The 22,136-nt window shown below is 71.3% G+C and carries 22 protein-coding genes; 12 read left to right on the top strand and 10 right to left on the bottom strand.

The genetic code is table 11. The annotated features are described in order from the left end of the window. Positions 1 to 2 precede the first annotated feature (2 nt). Together efeB and efeO are read right to left on the bottom strand one after the other, a co-directional pair. Entirely contained in the window at positions 3 to 1,256 is a 1,254-nt protein-coding gene (gene efeB, locus ACZ5K7_RS06355) for an iron uptake transporter deferrochelatase/peroxidase subunit (RefSeq protein WP_468911118.1), read from the bottom strand. 10 nt (positions 1,257 to 1,266) lie between these two features. Next, the gene (gene efeO, locus ACZ5K7_RS06350) at positions 1,267 to 2,403 is read right to left on the bottom strand and encodes an iron uptake system protein EfeO (RefSeq protein ID WP_468911115.1); all 1,137 of its coding nucleotides are present in this window, start codon (positions 2,401 to 2,403) and stop codon (positions 1,267 to 1,269) included. Positions 2,404 to 2,668: 265 nt separating this feature from the next. Here efeO and ACZ5K7_RS06345 point away from each other — a divergent pair, with 265 nt between their 5' ends. Both ACZ5K7_RS06345 and ACZ5K7_RS06340 read left to right on the top strand, forming a co-directional pair. Beyond that, positions 2,669 to 2,914 (top strand): hypothetical protein, encoded by a 246-nt coding sequence (locus ACZ5K7_RS06345; protein ID WP_468911113.1) that lies wholly within the window; start codon positions 2,669 to 2,671, stop codon positions 2,912 to 2,914. Then, positions 2,907 to 3,578, top strand: coding sequence for a PhzF family phenazine biosynthesis protein (locus ACZ5K7_RS06340; protein ID WP_351692615.1), 672 nt, complete (start codon positions 2,907 to 2,909; stop codon positions 3,576 to 3,578). Before ACZ5K7_RS06345 ends, ACZ5K7_RS06340 begins: the two co-directional genes overlap by 8 nt. Here the strand turns inward: ACZ5K7_RS06340 and ACZ5K7_RS06335 are convergent. The 3 genes from ACZ5K7_RS06335 to ACZ5K7_RS06325 form a co-directional block, all read right to left on the bottom strand. Then, positions 3,568 to 3,750, bottom strand: coding sequence for a hypothetical protein (locus ACZ5K7_RS06335; protein WP_450971757.1), 183 nt, complete (start codon positions 3,748 to 3,750; stop codon positions 3,568 to 3,570). The genes ACZ5K7_RS06340 and ACZ5K7_RS06335 overlap by 11 nt on opposite strands. Before the next feature lie 177 nt (positions 3,751 to 3,927). Next, on the bottom strand, positions 3,928 to 4,656 hold the full coding sequence (npdG, locus tag ACZ5K7_RS06330; RefSeq protein WP_351692621.1) for an NADPH-dependent F420 reductase: 729 nt from the start codon (positions 4,654 to 4,656) through the stop codon (positions 3,928 to 3,930). A gap of 37 nt (positions 4,657 to 4,693) precedes the next feature. Next, positions 4,694 to 5,773 (bottom strand): sialidase family protein, encoded by a 1,080-nt coding sequence (locus ACZ5K7_RS06325; protein ID WP_468911108.1) that lies wholly within the window; start codon positions 5,771 to 5,773, stop codon positions 4,694 to 4,696. Positions 5,774 to 5,853: 80 nt separating this feature from the next. Here ACZ5K7_RS06325 and ACZ5K7_RS06320 point away from each other — a divergent pair, with 80 nt between their 5' ends. Beyond that, positions 5,854 to 6,456 carry a hypothetical protein gene (locus ACZ5K7_RS06320; protein ID WP_468911105.1) on the top strand — a complete coding sequence of 201 codons (603 nt, stop codon included), beginning with the start codon at positions 5,854 to 5,856 and terminating at the stop codon, positions 6,454 to 6,456. Positions 6,457 to 6,648: 192 nt separating this feature from the next. Further along, positions 6,649 to 7,917 (top strand): MFS transporter, encoded by a 1,269-nt coding sequence (locus tag ACZ5K7_RS06315; RefSeq protein ID WP_468911103.1) that lies wholly within the window; start codon positions 6,649 to 6,651, stop codon positions 7,915 to 7,917. Here the strand turns inward: ACZ5K7_RS06315 and ACZ5K7_RS06310 are convergent, their stop codons facing one another. After that, positions 7,918 to 8,151 (bottom strand): hypothetical protein, encoded by a 234-nt coding sequence (locus tag ACZ5K7_RS06310; RefSeq protein WP_351692634.1) that lies wholly within the window; start codon positions 8,149 to 8,151, stop codon positions 7,918 to 7,920. Between the two features lie 58 nt (positions 8,152 to 8,209). Here ACZ5K7_RS06310 and map point away from each other — a divergent pair, with 58 nt between their 5' ends. Both map and ACZ5K7_RS06300 read left to right on the top strand, forming a co-directional pair. Beyond that, entirely contained in the window at positions 8,210 to 9,067 is an 858-nt protein-coding gene (gene map / locus ACZ5K7_RS06305; RefSeq protein WP_351692636.1) for a type I methionyl aminopeptidase, read from the top strand. A gap of 149 nt (positions 9,068 to 9,216) precedes the next feature. Further along, positions 9,217 to 9,864, top strand: coding sequence for a biliverdin-producing heme oxygenase (locus ACZ5K7_RS06300; RefSeq protein ID WP_468911098.1), 648 nt, complete (start codon positions 9,217 to 9,219; stop codon positions 9,862 to 9,864). Between the two features lie 20 nt (positions 9,865 to 9,884). Here the strand turns inward: ACZ5K7_RS06300 and ACZ5K7_RS06295 are convergent, their stop codons facing one another. After that, positions 9,885 to 10,685 carry a site-2 protease family protein gene (locus tag ACZ5K7_RS06295; protein ID WP_450971755.1) on the bottom strand — a complete coding sequence of 267 codons (801 nt, stop codon included), beginning with the start codon at positions 10,683 to 10,685 and terminating at the stop codon, positions 9,885 to 9,887. A gap of 146 nt (positions 10,686 to 10,831) precedes the next feature. Here ACZ5K7_RS06295 and ACZ5K7_RS06290 point away from each other — a divergent pair, with 146 nt between their 5' ends. Beyond that, positions 10,832 to 11,290, top strand: coding sequence for a DUF6578 domain-containing protein (locus tag ACZ5K7_RS06290; protein ID WP_468911095.1), 459 nt, complete (start codon positions 10,832 to 10,834; stop codon positions 11,288 to 11,290). A 67-nt stretch (positions 11,291 to 11,357) separates the two neighbouring features. Next, entirely contained in the window at positions 11,358 to 14,624 is a 3,267-nt protein-coding gene (locus ACZ5K7_RS06285) for a BTAD domain-containing putative transcriptional regulator (RefSeq protein ID WP_468911092.1), read from the top strand. 22 nt (positions 14,625 to 14,646) lie between these two features. Here ACZ5K7_RS06285 and ACZ5K7_RS06280 read toward each other — a convergent pair whose 3' ends face one another. Next, positions 14,647 to 15,480, bottom strand: a complete 834-nt coding sequence (locus tag ACZ5K7_RS06280) for an ABC transporter permease (RefSeq protein ID WP_351692651.1) — start codon at positions 15,478 to 15,480, stop codon at positions 14,647 to 14,649. Next, positions 15,477 to 16,484 (bottom strand): ATP-binding cassette domain-containing protein, encoded by a 1,008-nt coding sequence (locus ACZ5K7_RS06275; protein WP_468911087.1) that lies wholly within the window; start codon positions 16,482 to 16,484, stop codon positions 15,477 to 15,479. The genes ACZ5K7_RS06280 and ACZ5K7_RS06275 overlap by 4 nt, the downstream gene beginning before the upstream one ends. A gap of 117 nt (positions 16,485 to 16,601) precedes the next feature. On the opposite strand from ACZ5K7_RS06275, the gene ACZ5K7_RS06270 reads away from it, so the two are divergent. Further along, positions 16,602 to 17,117: a GNAT family N-acetyltransferase gene (locus ACZ5K7_RS06270; protein WP_468911084.1), complete on the top strand. Its 516-nt coding sequence runs from the start codon at positions 16,602 to 16,604 to the stop codon at positions 17,115 to 17,117. A gap of 172 nt (positions 17,118 to 17,289) precedes the next feature. Here the strand turns inward: ACZ5K7_RS06270 and panB are convergent, their stop codons facing one another. Then, positions 17,290 to 18,165, bottom strand: coding sequence for a 3-methyl-2-oxobutanoate hydroxymethyltransferase (panB, locus tag ACZ5K7_RS06265; protein WP_384486914.1), 876 nt, complete (start codon positions 18,163 to 18,165; stop codon positions 17,290 to 17,292). 192 nt (positions 18,166 to 18,357) lie between these two features. On the opposite strand from panB, the gene ACZ5K7_RS06260 reads away from it, so the two are divergent. From ACZ5K7_RS06260 to ACZ5K7_RS06250, 3 genes are all read left to right on the top strand, one after another. After that, positions 18,358 to 19,956 carry an MFS transporter gene (locus tag ACZ5K7_RS06260; protein WP_351692663.1) on the top strand — a complete coding sequence of 533 codons (1,599 nt, stop codon included), beginning with the start codon at positions 18,358 to 18,360 and terminating at the stop codon, positions 19,954 to 19,956. Between the two features lie 84 nt (positions 19,957 to 20,040). Then, positions 20,041 to 20,730: a TetR/AcrR family transcriptional regulator gene (locus ACZ5K7_RS06255; protein WP_468911079.1), complete on the top strand. Its 690-nt coding sequence runs from the start codon at positions 20,041 to 20,043 to the stop codon at positions 20,728 to 20,730. Positions 20,731 to 20,932: 202 nt separating this feature from the next. Further along, a complete protein-coding gene (locus ACZ5K7_RS06250) occupies positions 20,933 to 21,982 on the top strand; it encodes an endonuclease/exonuclease/phosphatase family protein (protein ID WP_351692669.1) in 1,050 nt (349 codons plus the stop codon). The last annotated feature ends 154 nt before the right edge of the window (positions 21,983 to 22,136 follow it).

The following is a 22,136-nucleotide window of genomic DNA, read 5'->3' as shown; positions in this document are numbered from 1 at the left end:
GCTCACGCCCCCTTGGCGGACTCGGAGAACAGCGTCCGGCCCCACCAGTCGTCCTTGTCCCGGACGCCGGGCGGGACCGCGAAGACCGCCGAACCCACGTGCTGGATGTACTCGTTGAGTGCGTCGGACGCCGACAGCCTGCGCTGCAACGGGATGAACCCCTTGCGCACGTCACGCTGGTAGGCCAGGAAGAACAGGCCCGCGTCGAGCCGGCCGAGCCCGTCCGTGCCGTCGGTGAACGAATAGCCCCGGCGCAGGATGGTGATCCCGTCGTTGGAGTCGGGGTGTGCGAGCCGCACATGGGCGTCCGGCTTCATCGCCTTCAGGAACGGCGCGTCGTGCTCCTTGGCCTTGCCGACCGGGGCGCCCTCGCCCTTGTCCCGCCCGAAGACGTCCTCCTGCTCCTGGAGCGAGGTCCGGTCCCAGGTCTCGATGTTCATCCGGATGCGCCGGGCGACGAGATACGATCCGCCGCTCATCCACGCGGGACCGTCGCCGTCGCCCACCCACACGAACTTCTTCAGCCGGTCGGTCTCGGTGCCCGCGATGTTGCGGGTGCCGTCCTTGAACCCCATGAGGTTGCGCGGGGTCTGGGCGTCCGGCGTGGTCGAGGACGTCTTGCCGAAGCCGAGCTGGGACCAGCGGATGGCGACCTTGCCGAAGCCGATCCGGGCGAGGTTGCGGATGGCGTGCACGGCGACCTGGGGGTCGTCGGCGCAGGCCTGGACGCACAGGTCGCCGCCGGTGCGGGCGGAGTCGAAGTTGTCGCCCGGGAACTGCGGCAGATCGACCAGGGCGTCCGGGCGGCTGCCCGCCAGCCCGAACTTCTCGAAGAACGACGGCCCGAAGCCGATCGTCAGCGTCAGCCGGTTCGGCTTCAGCCCGAGCGCCTCGCCGGTGTCGTCCGGGGGCGCCTCGGCGAGCCCGCCGTAGGCGCCGTCACCGACCGCCTTCCCGGCGGTCAGCCGCCGGGCCGCGGCCGTCCAGTCCTTCAGCAGCTGGACGAACTCGGCCCGGTCGTCGGTCTTCACGTCGAACGCGGCGAAGTGCAGCCGGTCCTGGACGGCGGTGGCGATACCGGCCTGGTGCGCCCCGTGGAACTCCACCGCGCCACCGGCGTCGGCGGCAGTCGGGTCCAGGTCGTCGCCCGCCTCGGCCATCGCCACCGCGCCCCCGGCCACGGCGGCGCCGAGCGCGAGCCCGGCCCCGCCCCAGCCGATGAGCGCGCGCCGCGACGGATTGGCTTTCTCGGCCATGTCCTGCCCCTTACTTGGCGACGGTCGCGGCGAGCTTGGACAGCGGCTCCGCGAGGGCGTTGACGGCGTCGGACAGCTCCTTGCGCTGGTCCTTGGTGACCTTGTCGTACGACACGAAGCCGTCCGAGGTGGCGGTCGTGCGGTACTTGTCGAGCAGCGTGTTCAGCGCGGTGAACTGCTTGTCCAGCTCGGTGGTCAGGGCCGCGTCGTTCTTCTGGGCGACCGGCTTGAGCAGCTCGTACGCCTTCTGCGCGCCGTCGACGTTGGCCTTGAAGTCGCTCAGGTCGGTGTGCGAGTAGAGGTCCTCCTCACCGGTGATCTTGCCGGTGGCGACCTCGTCGAGGAGTTCCTTGGCGCCGTTGGCCATGGAGGTCGGGGTGATCTCCGCCTTGCCGACTCGCTTCTGCCAGTCCTTCAGGTCGGTGAGCAACTCGTCGGCGAGGGCCTTCTGCTCGGCGCCGATCTTCTTGTCCTGCCACAGCGCCTTCTCCAGCGCGTGCCAGCCGGTCCACTTCTGGCCCTTCTCCAGGCCGTCGGCGCGGGTGTCCGTTTTGGGGTCGATGTCCCCGAAGGACTCGGCGATCGGCTCGGTGGTCTCCCAGCCGACCCGGGAGGGGGCGTAGGCGTTCTTGGCGGCCTCCATGTTCCCCGCCTTGATGGCGTTGGCGAACGTCTCCACCTTCGGGATCGTCGCGTCGGCCTGTTCCTGCGCGTACTCGCGGTAGTCGGCGACGGCCTTGTCGAGCGCCGGGTTGCGCTTGGCGACCGTGCCGGAGCCGGTGACGGTCAGCTTCTGCCGGACCCCGTGCCCCTTCATCCCGGGCCGGCAGGCGATCTCGTACGACCCCTGCTTCACCTCGGCGGTGAGCGTGTACTTGGTCCCCGGGCCGATGTTCTCCTTCTCCGAGACGATCCGGTCGTCCGGGAAGAGGATCTCGACCTCGGTGGCCTTGGAGCCCTTGTTCTCGATGGCGAGCGTGACGTGACCGGCCGGCACGGACTTGGTCGACGTCTCGCACTTGGCGTCGGCGGCGGTGACCTGGATCGCGTCACTCCCCTTGGCGTCGCTCTTCGCCGTGCAGGCCGAGAGGGCGGTCAGAGCGGCCGCGGTGGCGGCGGCTGTGACGGTGAGTCGGACGGCACGCATGCAGGCTCCAAGCGGGGGAGGTGTGGTGAGGCTGGCCTAACTTACATGAGGCTTACCTCACTGATACCCGCCCGGGTCGGGATTGACCAGACACGGAAAGATCACAGACACGGCTTGATATCGGCGTCCCAAAACCGCCACCAAGAAATGGTCAAGGGAAGGTCAAGGGAGACGTGTCGGGCCTACGACGACCGCGCCGGTCCGCGGATGCGGGAACACCTCGACCGGGTGGCCGTACACCTCCGACAGCAGCCGCTCCTCGAACATGCGGGCCGCGGGCACCGAACTCGACCCGGTCGACCTCTCCGTCGCCCTCACCGACGACGCCCAACTCCCCTCCGGGGACGGCGACTCCACCGGCACCGCGACCGCCACCGCCTCGGACGCCTCCGGCACGGCGCGCGGCGGCGTCACCGGCTCGACCACCGGCGGCACGGGCGGCACCGGCGGCGGCCTCGCCTCCACCGGCTCGGCCCTCCCCGCCGCAGTGCTTGAATGCCGGAGTGACTGAATACGACGTGCTGCGTGTCTTCTGCGCGGCGAACGGCGGCTACGGCAACGAACTGGGGGTCGTCCGCGACGGCTCGGTGCTGCCCGCGCGGGAGGACCGGCAGGCGCTGGCGGCGAAGCTCGGGTTCAGCGAGACCGTGTTCGTCGACGACCCCGAGCGCGGGGTCGTCGACATCTACACCCCCACCCTGCGGCTGCCCTTCGCCGGCCACCCCTGCGTCGGTACGGCCTGGCTGCTGGACGTGCCCGAACTGGTCACACCGGCCGGTGTGGTCGGCGCCCGGCTGGACGGGGAGTTCAGCTGGATCGAGGCGCGCCCCGAGTGGGCCCCGCCGCGCACCCTGCGCCAGTACGCCACGGCCGCCGAGGTGGACGCCCTGCCGGTGCCGGAGCCAGGGGAGTGGATCTACGCCTGGGCGTGGGAGGACGAGTCGGCCGGGCGGGTCCGGGCCCGCGCCTTTCCCGGGCGCGGCGACGGCATCGACGAGGACGAGGCGACCGGGGCGGCGGCACTGCTGCTCACCGACCGGCTGGGCCGCGCCCTGAACATCACCCAGGGCAGGGGCTCGCAGATCCTCACGGCACCGCAGCCGTACGGCTGGGTGGAGATCGGCGGGCGGGTCCTCCTGGAGGGCGAGGAGAGGCAGCCCGGGATCAGCTGGTGACGGACGTGTCCTGCCGGCCGCGCCGCACGTAGTACCAGGTCATGTTCGACGACAGCCCCGTCAGCAGCACCCAGACAACACCGATCAGCCAGCTGCCCTGGACGAAGGAGACGACGGCGGCGACGACCGCGAGGACGCAGACGGCCAGGGAGTAGAGGGCGAGGCGGGGCATAAGGGGAATCGCTTTCGGGTCGGTCGGATCGGCCGGGGACACCGGTGGCCGTCCACCAGTGTCCCCCATCCGCTCAGAGAGTCCGCTCAGTGAGTCTGCTCAGTGAGTCTGCTCAGTGAGTCCGTTCAGAGGGTCGGCTCAGACGACCGGCTCGGACGATCGGCTCGGAGGATCCGCTCAGACGTCCGTGACGCGGAGACCGGCGTGTGCCTTGTAGCGGCGGTTGACCGAGATCAGGTTCGCGACCAGGGACTCCACCTGGTGGGCGTTGCGCAGCCGCCCCGCGAAGATGCCCCGCATCCCCGGGATCCGACCGGCCAGCGCCTGCACGATCTCCACGTCCGCGCGCGCCTCGCCCAGCACCATCACATCGGTGTCGATCTCCTCGACCTCCGGGTCCTGGAGCAGCACCGCCGACAGATGATGGAAGGCCGCCGCGACCCGGGAGTCCGGCAGCAGCGCCGCGGCCTGCTCCGCCGCGCTGCCCTCGTCCGGCTTGAGCGCGTAAGCGCCCTTCTTGTCGAAGCCGAGCGGGTTGACGCAGTCCACGACCAGCTTCCCCGCCAGTTCCGCGCGCAGCGACTCCAGCGTCTTGCCGTGCCCGTCCCACGGTACGGCGACGATCACGAGGTCACTGCGGCGCGCGCACTCGGCGTTGTCGGCGCCCTCGACACCGTGCCCGAGTTCGTCGGCGGCGGCCTGCGCGCGCTCGGCGGCCCGGGAGCCGATGATCACCTTCTGGCCGGCCCGGGCCAGCCGGTAGGCGAGGCCCTTGCCCTGCGGGCCGGTGCCGCCGAGTACACCCACGACCAGGCCGGATACGTCGGGCAGGTCCCAGGGATCCTTGGCGGGGGCCTTCTCGGCCGCCGCCTGCTGTGCACTGTCGGAAGTGTCGGAAGAGGTCATGCGCCGACTCTACGTCCGTGGCGACGGCCGCACCCGGTCAGGTGAGCCGGTTCACGGGCACCCGGCGGAAGGTGATCGTCTCGTACGCGCCGAAGTCCCCGGTCTCGTACAGCAGTCCGACGGTGTCCTTGTCGATCCGGGTCAGGTCGGAGTACGCGGCGGGCAGGCCGTCGAGCGGGTGGACGGGGCGCCAGGTGGTACCGCCGTCGCCTGACGCACGGATCGTCATCAGCGCACGGGTGGCGGGGTCGGCGGGGCCCGAGTAGAGCAGCAGATCGGGATCCCGCAGCTGGAGCACGGAGGCCTCACAGACCGGCGCGGTGAGCCCGGCCTGCGGCCGGAACGGCTTCACCAGCGTCTTCCCGTCGTCCTTCGAGTGCGCGTCGGCCCGGTTGCCCGGGGACGGCGAGTCGTTGCGGGTGTTGAAGTAGACACGCCCGTCGGGGAGTTCGGCGGCGGTGGTCTCGTTGACGTTGATGTAGCCGTTGGGGTTCTCGTCGACATAGCCGAGGTACCAGGTCTCGCCCCGGTCGTCGCTGAGCAGGCAGTGGCCGCTGTTGTACTTGCCCTCGGTGCCGTTGTCGGTCCCGGTGGGCGCCACGGTGTGGTTCGCGGCCACCACGACCCGCCCGGTGCGCAGTTGGATGGCGTGCCCGGGGGTTGTGGCGTACCACCGCCACCCGGCCTTCTTCACCGTCTTGGTGATCTCCTTCGGAGCGGACCACGTCACCCCGTCGTCGTCGCTGTGCTGCACCCACACCCGTCGTCCGTCGGCGTCCGACACCTGCCCGCGCAGAATGGCGTCCTCGGTGGCGGAGGCGGCGCTGCGGACGTGCACGAGCAGGATCCGGCCGGTGTCCAGGACGACGGGGGCGGGGTTGCCGGCGAGGTCGCCGCCGTTGCTGGCGGCGACCTGGAGCGCCCCCCAGGTACGCCCGCCGTCGCCGGACCTCTTCAGCACCACGTCGATGTGCCCGTGGTCGGCGCCGGAGTTGACCCGCCCCTCGCAGAAGGCGAGCACGGTGCCCGCCCGGGAGACCACCACGGCCGGGATCCGGAAACTGGCGTAGCCCTCGGTGCCCGCGCGAAAGGGAATGCTTGCTTCTACGTCGCTCATGGGCCGCCTTCTCCCCGGGTCGGGCGAATTCGGGGTGAACTCCGCGTCACGAGTGACCGATTGCGGCAGTATGCGGGGGCATGGACGCCGTACGGGTCGCGTTGCTGCGCGAAGTGCTCGCCGGGACCGAGTGGTTGGGGGCGACGCGCCGATTCGCGGGCGCGCTGCGGGGCTCGGTGGTGACGCACGGCGGCGGACTGCTGCTGCTCGGCACCCCGGAGTACGAGCCGTGGCATCTCGCCGCGCACCTGGTGGACGAGGCCGCGTGGTCCGGTACGCCGGAACTGGCGCCGACGCTGGTACGGCACGGGGCCCGCCCCACGGACCCGGCGCATCTCGCGGCCGGTCTCGGCCGTGTCGAGGCGGCTCGCCGGGGCGAGACGCTGCTGGTGGTGGCACCGGGCGACTCCTCGGAACCGCTCCTTGACCACGTCCACAGCGCCCGCCGGGCCGGGCTGACGGTGCTGGCGCTGTCCACCACGGCCGACGACGCGCTGACGGCGATGGCCCACGAGACGCTCACGGTGCCGGAGGGCGCGGAACTGGACCTGGACACGGTCCAGCACCTGGTCAGCGCGGCGACGGGGGAGAACGGCCCGTCCCCGAGAGCCCGCCGCCGCTTCCGCGACCGCCTCTCAAGGCTGGCCGAAACGGTAACGGCACCGCCCCCGACACCTTGGTAGTCGCGCACCCACCCGACTCGGTCGATCACCTGCCTACGGCAGCACCGACGAGAGCCACAGACACCGACCGCCCCGCCGCCCGAGCAGCCTCCCTCTCTTCTTCGCCCAGCCCCTCTGCCGACCGAGTCGGGTGGGTGGGTGGGCGGAAAAGTGGTTGAGAGGGGTGGCGGTGGGCGGTCAGCATGGCTCGGCGTGACTGTGCTTCCCGACCTCACCCCCTGGCGGGCCTCCGTCGACTTCCGTCGGCTGTGGGCCTCCGGCCTGATCAGCAACTTCGGGACCTTCCTGACGTTCGTCGCACTCCCGGTGCAGATCAAGGACCTCACCGGGAGCGCGGCCGCCGTAGGAGCCGTCGGCGCGGTGGAGCTGCTCCCGCTCATCCTCTTCGGCCTCTACGGCGGCGCCCTCGCCGACGCCCTCGACAAGCGTCTGCTCATCCTGTGGACCGAGGTAGGTCAGGGCCTGCTCAGCGCGGCCCTGCTGCTCAACGCCCTGCTGCCGCACCCGGCCGTCTGGCCGCTGTACGCCGTCGCCGCGCTCTCCTCCGCACTGGGCTCGGTGCAGCGCCCCGCCCTCGACTCGCTCTGGCCGAGGATCGTCGCCCACGACGACCTCCCGGCCGCGGCGGCCCTCAACTCGTTCCGCTGGACGGTCGGCGGCGTCGCGGGGCCCGCCGTCGCCGGCCTGGTCGTGGCGTACGCGGGCCTCGGCTGGGCGTACGGCGCCGACCTCGTCACGTTCGCCGTCTCGGTCGTACTGATCCTGCCGATCGCCGCGTCCCCCGCCGCCCACGAGGCCGTGAAGCCCTCCCTCCGCTCCATCGCGGAGGGCGCCCGCTACGCCTGGTCCCGCAAGGAACTCCTCGGCACCTACGCCGTGGACCTCGCGGCGATGTTCCTGGCGATGCCGCTCGCCGTCCTGCCGTTCCTGGCGGACGAGTTGGACGCGAAGTGGTCGCTCGGACTGATGTACGCGGCCATCCCGGCCGGTTCCCTCCTCGTGAGCCTGGTCAGCGGCTGGACCGGGCGGGTGCGCCGGCACGGGCGGATGGTGGTGCTGTCGGCCGCGCTGTGGGGCCTGGCGATCGCCGCCGCCGGCGCCGTGCGCGACGTGTGGCTGGTCCTGCTCCTGCTGGCCGTCGCCGGCGGCTGCGACATGGTCAGCGGGATCTTTCGGGGCGCCATGTGGAACCAGACGATCCCCGACGAGCTGCGCGGCCGGCTCGCCGGGATCGAGCTGCTGTCGTACTCCGTGGGCCCGACCCTCGGCCAGGTACGGGCCGGCGGCATGGCCGGATGGCTGGGCGTCCGCGCGTCCGTCGGCGTGGGCGGCCTGCTGTGCGCGGGCACGGTCGGCCTGCTGGCCCTGTGCCTGCCCGCCCTGATGGCGTACGACGCGCGGACCAACGAGCACGCCGTACGGCTGCGCGCGCAGCGCACGGCCGCACCGACCCGGCTCTGATCAGCCCTCGTCCGAGGACTCACCCGCCGGCGCGTCGTGCCACTTGGGATCGTTCTCCCACTGGAGGTTGCGCTCCCGGGCGATCTCCATCGCGTGCTCGGCCTCCTGCCGGGTGGCGTAGGGGCCGAACCGGTCCTTGGCAGGGCACTCGGGGCCCTCCTCGACCTTCTTGTGCTCCAGGCAGTAGTACCACTCGCCCGGCTTGCCGACGGTCCGCTTCTTGAACAGGGCCATGACCGGCTCCTTTCGCCTTCCACATGTTCCCGCATGCCCGCTGGTTAGACTCGCTGGCATGTCTGGCCAGTCGCTGCTCGTACCAGGGGAGCTCTCTCCCACCCGTTCGGTACCCGGAAACATCCGCCGCCCCGAGTACGTCGGCAAACCCGCGCCGACCCCGTACACCGGGCCCGAGGTGCAGACCCCGGAGACCATCGAGGCGATGCGGATCGCCGGCCGTATCGCCGCGCAGGCGATGGCGGAGGCCGCGAAGATCATCGCGCCGGGGGTGACCACGGACGAGCTGGACAAGGTCGCGCACACGTACATGTGCGACCACGGGGCCTACCCGTCCACGCTCGGCTACCGCGGCTTCCCCAAGTCCCTGTGCACCAGCCTCAACGAGGTCATCTGCCACGGCATTCCGGACTCGACGGTCCTCCAGGACGGTGACATCGTCAACCTGGACGTGACGGCGTACATCGGCGGGGTGCACGGCGACAACAACGCGACCTACCTGGTCGGGGATGTCGACGAGGAGAGCCGGCTGCTGGTCGAGCGGACCCGGGAGTCCCTCGACCGGGCGATCAAGGCGGTCAGGCCCGGCCGCCAGATCAACATCATCGGCCGGGTCATCGAGTCGTACGCCAAGCGCTTCGGGTACGGCGTGGTGCGGGACTTCACCGGCCACGGCATCAACTCGTCGTTCCACTCCGGGCTGATCATCCCGCACTACGACAGCCCGCAGGCGACGACCGTGATGCAGCCCGGGATGACCTTCACGATCGAGCCGATGCTGACGCTCGGGACGCACGAGTACGACATGTGGGACGACGGCTGGACGGTCGTCACCAAGGACCGCAGGCGGACCGCCCAGTTCGAGCACACCCTGGTGGTGACCGACACCGGCGCGGAGATCCTCACCCTGCCGTAGCCCCGCCCGAGCCCCGCCGGGCCCGTCCTCCCCTCGGAGGGCGGGCCTTTTTCGGGTACGCTTTTACCGACAGCATGTCGGTAACGTTCCCGACAGGGTGCCGGTAAGGGCATTGACTTAGGTAAGCCTTACCTCAGAGGATGTTGCCCATGGACTCCTTCTCGACACTCATCCGCAGCGCGTCCAACGAGCAGCACGTGGAGGTGGGGACCTCGACGTTCATGAGCGATCTGCTGGGCGGCCGGCTCGGCGTGCGGGCGTACACCCGCTACACCGAGCAACTGTGGTTCGTGTACGACGCGCTGGAGGGCGCGGTCGACCGGCTGGCGTCGGACCCGGTGGCCGGGCCGTTCGTCCGGCCCGAGCTGTTCCGGCTGACGGCGCTGGAGCGAGACCTGGCGCATCTGCGCGGGGCCGGGTGGCGGACGCGGCTCACGGCGCTGCCGGCGACGGAGGAGTACGCGGCACGGGTGCGAGAGTGCGCCGAGCGGTGGCCCGCCGGTTACATCGCCCACCACTACACCCGTTACCTCGGCGACCTCTCCGGCGGCCAGATCATCCGGGACCGGGCGGAGCGGACCTGGGGCCTCGAGAAGAAGGGCGACGGGGTCCGCTTCTACGTCTTCGAGGGCATCGCCAACCCGGCCGCCTTCAAGCGCGGTTATCGCGAACTCCTCGACGCGGTGCACCTCGACGACCTGGAGAAGCAGCGCGTCGTGGCCGAGTGCAAGCGGGCGTTCGCCCTCAACATGGCGGTGTTCCGGGCGCTGGGCGAGGAGTTCCCACTCTCGGCGTGAGGGCCGTCAGAGCCCTCTGCTCACCGGGCCATCGAGCAGTACTCGTTCGTCCCCTGCCAGAAGCGGTACAGCTCCTGGCCGCAGTACTGGTCGACGGCGTCGACGCCCAGCCCCCGCAGCAGCGCGTCGATCACGTCGAAGAACGCACTGTTGACCGACGGCACCCACAGCAGCGCGAAGACGAAGAGCAGGCCGAAGGGGGCGAACGGCTCCACCTGGCGCTTGATGTTGTAGGACAGCCAGGGCTCGATCACGCCGTAGCCGTCCAGGCCCGGCACCGGCAGGAAGTTCAGGATCGCGGCCGTGACCTGGAGCAGGGCGAGGAAGGCGAGGGCGTAACGGAAGTCGCGCGGCACGCCGTCCAGGGAGTGCAGCCAGAACGGCGCGGTGCAGACGGCGGCGAAGACCACGTTCGTCAGCGGTCCTGCCGCCGAGATGAGGCTGTGCCGCCACCGGCCGCGGATCCGGCTGCGCTCGATGAAGACCGCACCGCCGGGCAGACCGATCCCGCCCATGATCACGAACAGCACCGGGAGCACGATACTCAGCAGGGCATGGGTATAGGCGAGAGGATTAAGGCTCAGATAGCCCTTCGCGCGGACCGAGGTGTCACCACTGTGGAGGGCGGTGCGCGCGTGCGCGTACTCGTGCAGGCAGAGCGACACGATCCAGGCCGCCGTCACGAACAGGAAGACGGCGACCCCGGGCTGCTCGGCGAACCCGGACCAGGTTGCCCACCCGGTGACCGCGGTGACGGCCAGGATCCCGATGAAGACGGGACTGATCCGCCGGTCGCTGTGGCGGGTGATGGTGGCGGTCATGGGCGGGGCTCCTGGGGACTGGGGCGGTCGGCGCGGGTCCGACCGTACCTGGCGCGGCGGGAAAACGCCTCGAGTGCTGGGGAAATACCTCTCGGCACAAGGGAAAACGGATCGCGACCGGCATTCGGTTCCTGGAAGCTGGAGCCATGCTGCTGAAGGTGTTCTACGAGGACTGGCAGATGGAGTGCTGCGGCACCCCGTTCGCGGTCGGCGACGAGGTGGCCTGGAAACTCGTCGCCTACCGGGCCGAGGCCCGCCGGGAGGATGTCGGGTACGGCGCCGAGGCCTGGGTGGAGAACCACGGCGGGCCCGACCACCCCACCACCGGCCGGGTCCACGCCGTCGACCTGATCCGGGAGGAGTACCGCTTCCACCGGCCCGACCCGGTGCCGGCGCCGCCGGGGAAGGGGGTGGTGGTGCAGGGCACCGGACGCGGCCTGGAACCGGTGCCCGGGACCGTCACGACGACGTCCGTCGAAGCCTGCCCGAAGTGGTTCGGGGAAGTGGACCTCGGCACGGTGGACGGCCTGAGGCGGGTCCGCCGTACCTGCGGCGCCCTCGTCACGCTGGCCGCTCCGGACACCACGCACGTCCTGCGCCCCTGACCTCCGCGGCGGCTCCCGACACCCCGCCGCCCGAACCCCGTGACCGCTCCCGACGCGGCCAGCGACAATGGACCCCGTGCGCTACCGGATTCTTGGCACCACCCAGGCCCTCCGCCCCGACGGCACGGCCGTCCCCGTGGGCGGGGCACGGCTGCGGGCCCTGCTGACCGTGCTGGCGCTGCGCCCCGGCCGCGCGGTGCCCGCCGGGCTGCTCGTCGACGAGGTGTGGGGCGACGAACCGCCCGCGGACGCCGGCGGCGCCCTCCAGGCCCTGGTCGGCCGGCTGCGCCGGGCGCTCGGCGCGGACGCGATCGAGTCCCCCGACGGCGGTTACCGGCTCGCGGCCGCCCCCGACGACGTCGACCTGCACCGCTTCGAGCGGCTCACCGGCGAAGCCCTGCGCGCACTCGCCGACGGCGACCCCGCCAAGGCGGCGACCGTCCTCGACGACGCCCTCGCCCTGTGGCACGGGCCGGCCCTGGCCGACCTGCCCGACCGCACCGCCGAGGCGGCCCGCGTCGACGTCCGCCGCCTGGACGCGCTGCGCGCCCGCCACACCGCCGCCCTCGCCCTCGGCCACGCCGAACAGGCCCTGCCCGAGCTGACCGCCCTGTGCGACGCCCACCCCCTGGACGAGCGCCTCCAGACGCTGCGGCTGCGCGCCCTGCACAGCTGCGGCCGCACCGCCGAGGCGCTGGCCGCCTACGACGGCGTACGACACCTGCTCGCCGACCGCCTGGGCTCCGACCCCGGGCCCGAACTGCGCGCCCTGCACGCCGAGTTGCTCGAACCGGCGGCGGAGCCCGAGGAGCCGTCCCGGCCCGGCAACCTGCGCGCCCGGCTCACCTCCTTCGTCGGACGCGAGGCCGACCTGGAGGTCATCCGGGGCGACCTGGCCGGCGCCCGCCTGGTCACCCTGCTCGGGCCCGGCGGGGCCGGCAAGACCCGGCTGTCCCAGGAGGCCGCCGAGACCGTGCGGAACGCCGCCCGGGACGGGGTGTGGCTGGCCGAGCTGGCCCCCGTCGACGACCCGGCCGACGTCCCCGAGGCCGTGCTCAGCGCGCTCGGCGCCCGCGAGACCGTGCTCTACGGCGCCGGCGCCGAGGGCATGCGGGCCGCCGCCGACCGGCACGACGACCCGGTCGAGCGGCTCGTCGACCACTGTTCCCGGCGCCGGATGCTGATCGTCCTCGACAACTGCGAGCACGTCGTCGACGCGGCGGCCGACCTGGCGGCACAGCTGCTGGAGCGCTGCCCGGACCTGACGATCCTCGCCACCAGCCGCGAACCCCTGGGCGTCCCGGGGGAGTTGCTGCGTCCGGTGGAGCCACTGCCCGAGCCGGTGGCGCTGCGGCTGTTCGCCGACCGGGGCGCCGCGGCCCGGCCCGGCTTCACGGTCGACGCCGACGAGGAGACCGCGGCGGCCTGCGCCGAGATCTGCCGCCGCCTGGACGGACTGCCCCTCGCCATCGAACTGGCCGCCGCCCGGCTGCGGATGCTCACGCCCCGCCAGATAGCCGACCGGCTCGACGACCGCTTCCGCCTGCTCACCTCCGGCAGCCGTACCGTGCTGCCCCGCCAGCAGACCCTGCGCGCGGTCGTCGACTGGTCCTGGGACCTGCTCGACGCGGCCGAACGGGACGTCCTCGGCCGGCTCTCCGTCTTCGCGGGCGGCTGCGACCTGGCCGCCGCCGAGGCGGTCTGCGGCCCCGCCGCCCTCGACGCCCTCGCCTCCCTGGTCGACAAGTCCCTGGTCGTCGCCGCCCCTTCGGACGGGCAGGGGATGCGCTACCGGCTCCTGGAGACCGTCGCCGAGTACGCCGGCGCCCGCCTGGACGAGAGCGGCGCCCGCGCCGACGCCGCGCGCGCCCATCTGACGTACTACCGCGAACTCGCCCGCACCACCGACCCGTTGCTGCGCGGCTCCGGCCAGCGTGCCGCCGTGGCCCGGCTGGAGCTGGAGTACGAGAACCTGCGCACCGCCATCCGCCACGCCGTCGCCGCCAAGGACGAGCAGGAGGCGCTGTGCCTGGCCCACTCCCTGGTCTGGTACTGGCAGTTGCGTGACAAGCGGGTCGAGACCCGCACCTGGTGCGCCGACATCATGACCCTCGGACCGGACCCCTTCGCCGAGCCGGTCCGCCGTGCCGAACCGGTGTGGCAGCGCGTGCACGACACCCCGCCGCCGTACACCGGAGAGGTCCTCGTCGAGGCCCGGCGCGGCATCCATCTGGCCCATCTGGCCTGCATGGACACCGAGTTGGAGGTCTGGCAGACCCCGGCCGCGCAGGCCAAGATGCGCGCCGTCGTCCAGGCCTACGAGCCCGGCCAGCCGCAGACCTGCCGGGCCCCCGGCATGTTCTGGTTCTTCGCGGTGATGCTGATCGGTGGCCTGGAGCAGCTGCGCACCATCGTCGACGCCGGCGTCGAGACCAGCCGCCGTACGCCCGGCTACGAGTGGGAACTCGCGGGCGCCCTCCAGCTGCGCGCCAACGTGTTCGCCAACTTCGCCACCTCGGCCGGTGCCGCCACCCGCGACGCCGACGAGGCCCTGGAGATCTTCCGGCGCCTCGGGGACGACTGGGGCACCGCCGAGGCGTTCTCCGCGCGCGCCGAGTCCCGGGAACGCATGGGGGAGTACCGGGAGGCCGCCACCGACTACGAGGCCGCCATCGAGTGCGCCGAACGGCTCGGCGCCCGCACCCAGGTCGCCGTGCTCAACGCCCGCCTCGGCATGGCGCTGCTCGAACTGGGCGAGATCGAGCGCGGTGAACGGCTGCTGCGCGAGGTCATCGCCGACCACGACAGCAGCCACAACGAGGCGATGCCGGCCGCCCGGCTCTTCCTCACCGTGTGGCTGCTGCTGACCGACCGGATCGCCGAGGCCCGCGAGCAACTCCGGCTGCTGCGCGCCCAGTTCAAGATCTCGCACTTCGTCGTCTTCGACGCCATGATCCTCATCCAGGAGGCCTGGGTGGACGCCCTCGACGGCCTCCACGCGGACGCCCTGGCCAAGCTGCGCGAGGCGATATCCCACTCCGACGACCCGCTGTCCCAGGCCGTCACCCCGCACTCCGGCTCCTCCAGCCTGACCGTCGCCGCCTTCGCCCTGGCCGGCCTGGACGACGGCGCCCGCGCCCAGGACGCCGCCCGCTGCCTGGGCGCCGCCAGTGCCCTGCAGCCGCCCGGCCACATCCCCTCCGGCATGGAACGCAGGCTGTACGCCCGCGCCGAGACCCGGGTCCGCGCCGCACTCGGTGACGACACCGCCTACGAGGCCGCATACGCCGAGGGCGGTGGCCTCTCCCTCGCGGAGGCCACCGCCCTGCTCTGACCCGGGACCGGGTCGCCGAACGTCAGCTCTTGGTGCGGAACTTGTAGATCGCGTACGGTGCCGCCACCGCCGTGATCCCCACCGACCAGGCGAGCGTGATCCACAGGTCGTGGGCGACCGGGCCGCCGACCATCAGTCCGCGCGCCGCGTCGGCGAGCGTGGACAGCGGGTTGTAGTCGGTGAAGGCCTGCAGCCAGCCCGGCATCGACTGCGTCGGCGCGAAGATCGACGAGCCGAACTGCAGCGGGAACAGCACCAGGAACCCCATGGCCTGCACGGACTGGGCGTTCTTCAGGGTCACGCCCAGGGTGAGGAACACCCACATGATCGAGGAGGCGAACACCGCGGACAGGCCCACGGCGGCGAACAGCCCGCCCCAGTGGGTGATGTGGAACCCGACCAGCACGGCGACGACCATCAGCACGGCGGTCGCGAACAGCATCCGCACCAGCTCGACGGAGATCTTCGCGAACAGCACCGAGCCGCGCCCGATCGGCAGCGACCGGAACCGGTCCATCACACCCGAGTTGAAGTCCTGGCTGAACCCGGTGCCGACGCCCTGCGAGAGCGTCATGCTCATCATCGCGATCATGCCCGGGATGACGTACTGGACGTAACCGTCCTGGCCGCCGCCGAGGGCCTGCCCGATCGAGCCGCCGAAGACGTACACGAACAGCAGCGTGAAGATGACCGGCATCAGCAGGGCGTCGAACATGGACTCCGGGTCCTGCCGGATCCACAGCAGATTGCGGCGGATCAGGGCTCCGGTGTGCCGCAGATGCCCGCGCAGCGGGATCCGGGCGTCGGCGGCGGCCGGGGCGGTGGTGACGGCCGGGGTGGTGGTGACGGCGCTCATACGGTGACCTCCTCGCGGTCGTCGGCGGGCGTGGGGTCCTGCGGGGCACTGGCGCGGTGGCCGGTGAGGGACAGGAAGACCTCGTCCAGGCTGGGCAGTTCGGTGACGATGGAGCTGATGGTGATACCGCGGGCGGTGACGGCGCCGACCACGGCGGTCAGCTGCTCGTCGCTGAGGATCGGCACCAGCAGGGTGCCCCGCTCGGCGTCCACGGTCGTGTTGGCGAGCCCGGTGATCCCCAGCTCGTCGATCATGGCGGCGAGCGGCCGCACCTGCAGCGGGTCGACCGGCTTCACCCGCAGCGTCCGTCCGCCGACCTTGGCCTTCAGCTCCTCCACCTTGCCGCCGGCGATGACCTTCCCGCGGTCCACGACGGTCAGCTCGGAGGCGAGCTGCTCGGCCTCCTCCATGTACTGGGTGGTCAGCAGCACGGTCACGCCCTCGCCGACCATCGCCTTGACCTCCTCCCACACCTCGTTGCGGGTGCGCGGGTCGAGACCGGTGGTCGGCTCGTCCAGGAACAGCACCTGGGGGTGCCCGATCATCGAGGCGGCGAGGTCCAGCCGACGGCGCATGCCGCCGGAGTAGGTGCCTGCCGGGCGCTTGGCGGCGTCGGTCAGCGAGAACCGCTCCAGCAGCTGGTCGGCGCGGGCCCGGGCGTCCTTGCGGGACAGGTCGAGCAGCCGCCCGATCATGTAGAGGTTCTCCCAGCCCGGCAGCTTCTCGTCGACCGAGGCGTACTGCCCCGTCAGTCCGATCACCCGGCGCAGCTGGCGGGGCTGGCGCAGGACGTCGTAGCCGGCGACGGTCGCCTGCCCGGCGTCGGGCTTCAGCAGGGTGGACAGAATCCGGACGATGGTCGTCTTGCCGGCCCCGTTCGGCCCGAGGACACCCATCACGGTGCCCTCGCGGACGTCCAGATCAACCCCGTCGAGAGCCTTGGTGTCGCCGTAGTGCTTCACCAGCCCCCGTACGGTCACGGCAGTGTTGTCGATTCGCGTCATGGGAAGAACCGTGCCAGGCCCCACCGACAAACCGCCGACAGGCCGCCGACACCGGCGTACGTCCTGCCGACAATCCGCCTACGAGCCGCCGACACGGGGTGGCGTACCGTGCACGCCATGACCGCCCTCGCCGCGCGGAGCATCGGCACCGACCGCCTGGAGCTGCAGCCGCTGAGCGTCGGGCACGCCGGGGAGATGGCCGCGGTGCTGTCCGACCCTGCCCTGCACACCTTCACCGGCGGCACCCCGGACACCCCCGAGGCCCTGCGCTCGCGCTACCGGCGCCTCACCGCGGGCTCCCCCGACCCGGCCGTCTCCTGGCTGAACTGGGTGATCCGGCTCCGTGCCGAGTCGTGTCTGACGGGCACGGTGCAGGCGACGGTCGCCGGCCCGGTCGCCGAGATCGCGTGGGTGGTGGGGACCCCGTGGCAGGGCCGCGGCATCGCCACCGAGGCGGCCCGCGCCCTGGTCGCCTGGCTCACCCGGCAGCCCGTACACACCGTCATCGCCCACATTCACCCCGACCACAGCGCGTCCGCCGCGGTCGCCAGGGCCGCCGGCCTCACCCCCACCGACCTATTGCACGACGGCGAGATCCGCTGGCACCGGGAAACAACCCCGTCCCCCTGCTGACGACGCCCGACCGCAACCACGAACCCTCCCCGGCCGCCGCAACCATCGATGGAGCAACCACGACGGCGAGCAACCACCTCCGCGAGAGCGCGTGCCGGTTCAGGCGCAAAGGCCGGCCGGCCCGCCGACGGGGGAAGATCGGCGGGCCGGCCGTGGTGTTTCCGCAGTGGCTCTAGTGGACGGAGTGCTCCTCCAGCGGGAACGTTCCGCCGACGACGTCCTCGGCGTAGGCGCGGGCCGCGTCGCCCATGACCGCGCGCAGGTCCGCGTACTTCTTCACGAACTTCGGGACCCGGCCCGAGGTCAGGCCCAGCATGTCCGTCCAGACCAGGACCTGTGCGTCGGTCTCGGGACCGGCGCCGATGCCCACCGTCGGGATGTGCAGTACCCGGGTCACCTCGGCCGCCAGCTCCGCCGGGACCAGTTCGAGTACGACCGCGAACGCGCCCGCGTCCTGGACCGACTTGGCGTCGCGCAGCAGCTGCTGGGCCGCCTCCTCGCCGCGGCCCTGCACGCGGTAGCCCATGGCGTTGACGGACTGCGGGGTCAGGCCGATGTGCGCCATCACCGGGATGCCGGACTCGACGAGCAGCCGGATCTGGTCGTGCGAGCGCTCGCCGCCCTCCAGCTTGACCGCGCCGACACCGGCCTCCTTCACCAGCCGGGTCGCCGAGCGCAGCGCCTGCACCGGGCCCTCCTGGTAGGAGCCGAAGGGCAGGTCGCCGACGATGAGGGCGCGCTGGGTGCCGCGGACCACGGCCGCCGACAGCATCGTCATCTCGTCCAGGGTGACGGGCACCGTCGACTCGTACCCGAGGTGGCAGTTGCCCGCCGAGTCGCCGACCAGGAGCACCGGGATCCCGGACTCGTCGAAGACGGAGGCGGTCATCGCGTCGTACGCGGTGAGCATGGGCCACTTCTCGCCGCGCTCCTTGGCGAGGGCGATGTCGCGGACCGTGATGCGGCGCGTGCCCTTCCCCCCGTACAGCGTCCTGCTGCCGTCGGAGGGGCTGTTCTGCACAGGCTGGGCAGCCGAGAGCTGCGTCATGGCAACGGCTCCTTCAAATCATCTCGAGGCACCCTGACGGTGTCCCCGGATCGCATCCATGGTGGCACTTCGTGCCGTCCTCGGCCAGAGGACCGCCGTGTGATCCGTCGGTCACCCGCCTTGCGTAAGGCCTAGGTAAAGGAATTCAGATACGAGACGGGGCCGTATTGAAATGGGCCTAGGCTCGTCGTCATGACAACTCCTGCCGACCACGCTCCAACCGGTCCGCGCATACCCGAGGAGGTGCACCGGCGCCGCTGGGCGATCCTCGGCGTGCTCATGTTGAGCCTGCTGATCGTGGTGCTCGACAACTCGATCCTGAACGTCGCCGTCAAGACCATCTCCACCCCGGCCCCGACCGGCCTCGGCGCCACCCAGAGCCAGCTGGAGTGGGCGATCAACGCCTACACCCTGGTCTTCGCGGGCCTGCTGTTCACCGCCGGCCTCATCGGCGACCGGCTCGGCCGCAAGAAGGTGCTGATCGGCGGCCTCGTCGTGTTCGGCATCGGCTCCGCCCTGGCCGCCGAGTCCGGCTCCCCGGGCGAGCTGATCACCTACCGCGCCCTGATGGCCCTCGGCGCCGCCTTCGTGATGCCCGCCACCCTCGCCGTCCTGATGAACGTCTTCGAACGCCAGGAACAGCCCAAGGCCATCGGCATCTGGGCCGGCGGCGTCGGCCTCGCCATCGCGATCGGCCCGATCACCGGCGGTGTGCTGCTCGACCACTTCTGGTGGGGCTCGGTCTTCCTCGTGAACGTACCGATCGTGATCGTCGCGCTCGCGCTGATGGTGTGGCTGGTGCCCGACTCGCGCGACCCGCGTCCGGGCCGCCTCGACCCCGTCGGCGTGGTGCTCTCCGTCGTCGGTCTGGTCCTGCTGGTCTACGGCATCATCAAGGGCGGCGAGCTGGCCGACTTCACCGATGCCAAGGTGCTCGCCACCATCGCCGCAGGCGTCGTGGTCCTCGCCGGCTTCGTGATCTTCGAGATGCGCAGCGACCATCCGTCCCTGGACGTCACCTACTTCAAGAACAAGGTCTTCTCGGCCGCCATGGCCGCCATCGCGCTGGTCTTCTTCGCGCTGATGGGCGTGACCTTCTTCTCCGTCTTCTACACCCAGAGCGTGCGCGGCTACTCGCCGCTGCAGTCCGGTCTGCTGCTGCTCCCGCTGGCCGTCGCCCAGCTGATCTTCGCGCCGCGGGCCCGGCTGGTCGTGGAGCGGATCGGCAACAGGGCCACCACCACCGGAGGCCTGGTACTGATCGCGGCGATGCTGGGCATGTTCGCCACCTTCGAAGCCGACACCCCGATCTGGCTCCTCGAGGTCGTCTTCTTCCTGATGGGCACCGGCATGGCGCACATCATGACGCCGACGTCGGTCGTCATCATGCAGGCGCTGCCCCGGGAGAAGGCCGGTTCCGCCTCCGCGCTCAGCAACACCTTCCGCCAGGTCGGCGGCGCCCTCGGTATCGCCGTCCTCGGCTCGGTGCTGTCGACGTCGTACCGCAACAGCATCGAGGGCAAGCTCGGCGCACTGCCGCCCGGGCTGCGCGGGACCGCCGGCGAGTCCATCGAGGCCACGCTGGGTGTCGCCCAGAAGCTCGGGGCGCAGGGCAAGGCCCTGGTCACGCCCGCCAACGACGCCTTCCTGCACGCCATGCACATGACTGCCCTGTGCGGTGTGGGAGTAGCGTTGCTCGGCGCCGTGGTCACGGCCCTCTTCCTGCCGGGCAAGCCCCCGGCCGGTCAGCAGGGCGAGCGGGAACAGGAGTTGGTCGCCGCCGCGGAGTGAGCGGACGCACGATAAAGCGCGGATTCACGGGGGGAGGCTTGGGCTGCGGGAGAATTCCCGCAGCCAGTGAGAGGACGGTATGACGTGAGGCTTGCCGACAGTCGGCCGCGGTCCGTGGTTCCCGCCCGGGGCCGGCCCCGCAGTGAGGCGGTGGAGAGCGCCATCCTGGAAGGGGTCATGAAGCTCCTGGAGGACGGTGTTCCGCTCGCCGAGCTGTCCATCGAGCGGATCGCCCGGACCGCCGGCGTCGGCAAGGCCACCATCTACCGCCGGTGGAACGGCAAGGAGGAGCTCTTCGTCGACGTCATGCGCGCCGCCGAGCCCCCCGACCCCGAACTCCCCGGCACCTCCATGCGCGACGACCTCGTCGTCCTGCTCGAATCGCTGCGCCGACGCGGTCTGATGAACCGTTCGTCGGCGATCCTGCACAACGTCTACGCCCAGATGAAGAGCAGCCCGCGCATCTGGAACGCCTATCACGTCAACGTCGTCAACCCGCGGCGCGAACTCGGCAAGGAAGTGCTGCGCCGCGGCCAGCGCAACGGCGAACTCCGCGCCGACATCGACGTCGACCTGGCCAACGACATGTTCACCGGCCCGATGCTGCTCAGGGCCATCCTGCGCCCCGACGCGGAGCTCCCCGAGGGCCTGGCCGAACAGATCGTCGACTCGGTGCTGGCCGGCCTACGGCCCGTCAGTTCGCCCGACCCGGCCCCGGACCGGGAGTCGCAGCCGCAGCCGCAGCCGCAGCCTCAGCCTCAGCCGCAGCCGTAAGGGGCTGTCGTCGCCGTCGGCGGAATGTCCTCGTTTCGTCACAGTCCACCCTGACCCGGCGGTAACCGGAACCCCTTCGGCCGGTGTGTTCGTCCTCGTCTTCCGTACGGCCGTCATGTGACGGCGGGATCGGAGCCGATCATCCCCTAGGGTCGTATCCCGGGGGACGACGGTGTGCACGGCAGGTTGTGAGGCAGGCGGTATGGCGCAGCAGGCGTACATGACGGAGACGGACAACGGCGGCTCGGGACCCGAGCGTCGGGGAGACCGGTTCCGGCGCCTGGTGAACCGCCTGCTGGCCGGCTGGCGCGACGATCCACGCATCTGGCGCCGGGGCATCGTCCTCGCCGTCATCGCCCTGCTGCTCGCCGGCGTGATGCTGATGCACTCCCGCATCCCCAACGCCATCGGCAACCTCGGCAGCCTCACAGAGACGTTCCTGCCCTGGCTGGGTCTGCTGATCCCGGTGCTGGTGCTGCTCGGCTTCCTGCGCAAGTCGGCGACCGCGCTCATCGCCGTCCTGCTCCCGGCGATCGTCTGGCTGAACCTGTTCGGCGGGCTGCTCACCGACAAGTCCGGTACCGGCGGCGACTTCACGGTCGCCACGCACAACGTGAACGCCGAGAACCCCGACCCGACCGGCACCGCCGAGCGACTCGCCGCGTCCGGCGCCGACGTGGTGGCCCTGGAGGAGCTGAAGGCCTCGGCCGTACCGGCGTACGAGAAGGCGCTGGCGTCGACGTACAAATACCACGCGGTGGAGGGCACCGTGGGGCTGTGGAGCAAGTACCGGCTGACCGGCGTGAAGGCCGTCGACATCAAGCTCGGCTGGACGCGCGCGATGCGTGCCACGGTCGCCACGCCGGAGGGGGCCCTCGCGGTCTACGTCGCCCATCTCCCCTCGGTGCGGGTCAAGATGAACGCCGGGTTCACCGCCCGGCAGCGGGACACGAGCGCGGACGCGCTGGGCGAGGCCATCGCCGACGAGAGCCTGCCGCGGGTGATCCTCCTGGGCGACCTCAACGGCACGATGAACGACCGTTCCCTCAACGGCGTGACCTCGCAGATGCGCTCCACGCAGGGCGCCGCGGGCAGCGGGTTCGGGTTCAGCTGGCCGGCCGCGTTCCCGATGGCCCGTATCGACCAGATCATGGTCAAGGGCGTGGAACCGGAGAGCTCCTGGGCCCTGCCGAGGACCGGCAGCGACCACCTCCCGATCGCGGCCCGTGTGAACCTGACCACATCGGATTAGTAGAAGCCCCTGGTCAGGCTGGTGCGGTCGTCTTTGTAAGGACAATCGGACACCGCACTGTAACCTGCCGGAATACTGGGCCTGGGATGCTTTGTTCCGTAGCTGAACTTAAAGAGGTTCGCACGGAACCCCGCTCCCCGAAAGGCAAAGCCCT

The organism is Streptomyces sp. NPDC031497 (assembly GCF_055580905.1).
The sequence above is the reverse complement of the archived record's forward strand: the minus strand, read 5'-3'. Positions and strand labels throughout refer to the sequence as shown.

Coding starts and splice junctions, on each gene's coding strand:
- npdG (WP_351692621.1), bottom strand. CDS start 4,656: ATGACCTCTTCCGACACTTCCGACAGTGCACAGCAGGCGGCGGCCGAG.
- efeO (WP_468911115.1), bottom strand. CDS start 2,403: ATGCGTGCCGTCCGACTCACCGTCACAGCCGCCGCCACCGCGGCCGCT.
- panB (WP_384486914.1), bottom strand. CDS start 18,165: ATGACGCAGCTCTCGGCTGCCCAGCCTGTGCAGAACAGCCCCTCCGAC.
- ACZ5K7_RS06335 (WP_450971757.1), bottom strand. CDS start 3,750: ATGCCCCGCCTCGCCCTCTACTCCCTGGCCGTCTGCGTCCTCGCGGTC.
- ACZ5K7_RS06295 (WP_450971755.1), bottom strand. CDS start 10,685: ATGACCGCCACCATCACCCGCCACAGCGACCGGCGGATCAGTCCCGTC.
- ACZ5K7_RS06285 (WP_468911092.1), top strand. CDS start 11,358: ATGGACCCCGTGCGCTACCGGATTCTTGGCACCACCCAGGCCCTCCGC.
- ACZ5K7_RS06275 (WP_468911087.1), bottom strand. CDS start 16,484: ATGACGCGAATCGACAACACTGCCGTGACCGTACGGGGGCTGGTGAAG.
- ACZ5K7_RS06345 (WP_468911113.1), top strand. CDS start 2,669: ATGCGGGCCGCGGGCACCGAACTCGACCCGGTCGACCTCTCCGTCGCC.
- efeB (WP_468911118.1), bottom strand. CDS start 1,256: ATGGCCGAGAAAGCCAATCCGTCGCGGCGCGCGCTCATCGGCTGGGGC.
- ACZ5K7_RS06290 (WP_468911095.1), top strand. CDS start 10,832: ATGCTGCTGAAGGTGTTCTACGAGGACTGGCAGATGGAGTGCTGCGGC.
- ACZ5K7_RS06325 (WP_468911108.1), bottom strand. CDS start 5,773: ATGAGCGACGTAGAAGCAAGCATTCCCTTTCGCGCGGGCACCGAGGGC.
- ACZ5K7_RS06280 (WP_351692651.1), bottom strand. CDS start 15,480: ATGAGCGCCGTCACCACCACCCCGGCCGTCACCACCGCCCCGGCCGCC.
- ACZ5K7_RS06300 (WP_468911098.1), top strand. CDS start 9,217: ATGGACTCCTTCTCGACACTCATCCGCAGCGCGTCCAACGAGCAGCAC.
- ACZ5K7_RS06310 (WP_351692634.1), bottom strand. CDS start 8,151: ATGGCCCTGTTCAAGAAGCGGACCGTCGGCAAGCCGGGCGAGTGGTAC.
- ACZ5K7_RS06270 (WP_468911084.1), top strand. CDS start 16,602: ATGACCGCCCTCGCCGCGCGGAGCATCGGCACCGACCGCCTGGAGCTG.
- ACZ5K7_RS06260 (WP_351692663.1), top strand. CDS start 18,358: ATGACAACTCCTGCCGACCACGCTCCAACCGGTCCGCGCATACCCGAG.
- map (WP_351692636.1), top strand. CDS start 8,210: ATGTCTGGCCAGTCGCTGCTCGTACCAGGGGAGCTCTCTCCCACCCGT.
- ACZ5K7_RS06250 (WP_351692669.1), top strand. CDS start 20,933: ATGGCGCAGCAGGCGTACATGACGGAGACGGACAACGGCGGCTCGGGA.
- ACZ5K7_RS06320 (WP_468911105.1), top strand. CDS start 5,854: ATGGACGCCGTACGGGTCGCGTTGCTGCGCGAAGTGCTCGCCGGGACC.